This window comes from Microbulbifer flavimaris (assembly GCF_001641755.2).
GTDB classification, from domain to species: Bacteria; Pseudomonadota; Gammaproteobacteria; order Pseudomonadales; family Cellvibrionaceae; genus Microbulbifer; species Microbulbifer flavimaris.
Genome location: NZ_LRFG02000007.1, coordinates 1 through 2,500, shown reverse-complemented (window position 1 = coordinate 2,500; position 2,500 = coordinate 1). Strand labels below are relative to the sequence as shown.

2 rRNA genes (1 of these 2 cut by a window edge) are annotated in these 2,500 nt (G+C 53.8%); both read left to right on the top strand.

Annotated features, from left to right (window positions below):
• Nucleotides 1–1,809, top strand: a 23S ribosomal RNA gene (locus tag AWR36_RS14850) (it extends 1,072 nt beyond the left edge of the window).
• 205 nt (nt 1,810–2,014) lie between these two features.
• Nucleotides 2,015–2,130 (top strand): 5S ribosomal RNA (gene rrf / locus AWR36_RS14845).
• Nucleotides 2,131–2,500 lie beyond the last annotated feature (370 nt).

Sequence of the window (2,500 nt, the reverse complement as noted above, 5' to 3'; positions counted from 1 at the left end):
CGTAATAGCTCACTAGTCGAGTCGGCCCGCGCGGAAGATATACCGGGGCTCAAACTGATAACCGAAGCTGCGGATGCACTATGTGCATGGTAGAGGAGCGTTGTGTAAGCCGTTGAAGGTGAACCGGGAGGTTTGCTGGAGGTATCACAAGTGCGAATGCTGACATGAGTAACGACAAGGGGGGTGAAAAACCTCCCCGCCGGAAGACCAAGGGTTCCTGTCCAACGCTAATCGGGACAGGGTTAGTCGGCCCCTAAGGCGAGGGCGAAAGCCGTAGTCGATGGGAAACAGGTTAACATTCCTGTACTCGCTATTGCTGCGATGGAGTGACGGAGAAGGCTAGGCCAGCACGGCGATTGGTTGTCCGTGTTTAAGGTAGTAGGCTGGGGACTTAGGCAAATCCGGGTCCCTAAGGCCGAGAGCTGATGACGAAGCCTACTTAGGTAGGTGAAGTGGTTGATGCCATGCTTCCAGGAAAAACTTCTAAGCTTCAGGCAATAGTGAACCGTACTCTAAACCGACACAGGTGGTCAGGTAGAGAATACCAAGGCGCTTGAGAGAACTCTGGTGAAGGAACTAGGCAAAATGGTACCGTAACTTCGGGAGAAGGTACGCCGGCGTTGGTGATGGGACTTGCTCCCTAAGCTGATGCCGGTCGAAGTGACCAGGTGGCTGCGACTGTTTATTAAAAACATAGCACTCTGCAAACACGTAAGTGGACGTATAGGGTGTGACGCCTGCCCGGTGCCGGAAGGTTAATTGATGGGGTTAGCGTAAGCGAAGCTCTTGATCGAAGCCCCGGTAAACGGCGGCCGTAACTATAACGGTCCTAAGGTAGCGAAATTCCTTGTCGGGTAAGTTCCGACCTGCACGAATGGCGTAACGATGGCCACGCTGTCTCCACCAGAGACTCAGTGAAATTGAAATCGCTGTTAAGATGCAGTGTACCCGCGGCTAGACGGAAAGACCCCGTGAACCTTTACTACAGCTTTGCACTGAACTTTGAGCCTACTTGTGTAGGATAGGTGGGAGGCTTTGAAACTGTGACGCCAGTTGCAGTGGAGCCATCCTTGAAATACCACCCTGGTATGTTTGAGGTTCTAACCCAGGTCCGTTATCCGGATCGGGGACAGTGTATGGTGGGTAGTTTGACTGGGGCGGTCTCCTCCCAAAGAGTAACGGAGGAGTACGAAGGTGCACTCAGCATGGTCGGAAATCATGCAATGAGCATAATGGTATAAGTGCGCTTGACTGCGAGACAGACATGTCGAGCAGGTACGAAAGTAGGTCATAGTGATCCGGCGATTCTGTATGGAAGGGTCGTCGCTCAACGGATAAAAGGTACTCCGGGGATAACAGGCTGATACCGCCCAAGAGTTCACATCGACGGCGGTGTTTGGCACCTCGATGTCGGCTCATCACATCCTGGGGCTGAAGCCGGTCCCAAGGGTATGGCTGTTCGCCATTTAAAGTGGTACGCGAGCTGGGTTTAGAACGTCGTGAGACAGTTCGGTCCCTATCTGCCGTGGGCGTTGGAGATTTGAGAAGAGTTGCTCCTAGTACGAGAGGACCGGAGTGAACGAACCTCTGGTGTTCGGGTTGTCACGCCAGTGGCATTGCCCGGTAGCTATGTTCGGACGGGATAACCGCTGAAAGCATCTAAGCGGGAAGCCTCCTTCAAGATGAGATCTCCCTGGGACTTCGAGTCCCCTGAAGGGCCCTGGAAGACTACCAGGTTGATAGGCTGGGTGTGGAAGCGTTGTGAGGCGTTGAGCTAACCAGTACTAATTGCCCGTGAGGCTTGACCATACAACAGAGATGGTTACTAACGATTCGGATTGTGAATCCGAGAGACGCGCAAGAGCTCGAAGGAGCATCGGCTTGCGGTGTATTACTACAGAATGTTTCACCGAAATATTTGGGGTTACCGTTGATCGTAAGATCGTGCAAACGGCGGTAACAGGCAGCGCCGGGCAACAGAGCCCATAAGACCACGCCAACCCAAGCCAGTTTGCCTGACGACCATAGAGTTGTGGAACCACCTGATCCCTTGCCGAACTCAGAAGTGAAACGCAACATCGCCGATGGTAGTGTGGGGCTTCCCCATGTGAGAGTAGGTCATCGTCAGGCTTCAAATCCGAAAGGCCGTACAGGTAACTGTACGGCCTTTTCCTTTTAGTAGAAGCTGTCACTTTTTGCGGCGCTTCCAGGAGCTTCAATTAGCTCCGCTGAGGGCTCACTGCAGTCCTCCAGGGCTGGATCAGACGCTTTCGGGCATCGTATCCGGCACTGTAAGAAGCCTTTAAAAAAGGCTTGTCGCGGAGAGGCGGTTCGCTATAATGCGCAGCCCCTCACGAGCTGCCGGAGACGGTGGTTCGGGGTTCCGGAAAGGCTCTTTTAGAGGGCGCACCGGAAGCCAGAAAAGGCTGTCAAAAAGCACTTGCTTCAGCAGCCCGGATGTGTAGAATACGCGTCCCGCAGTTAGGGCCGAGCGCCCAGC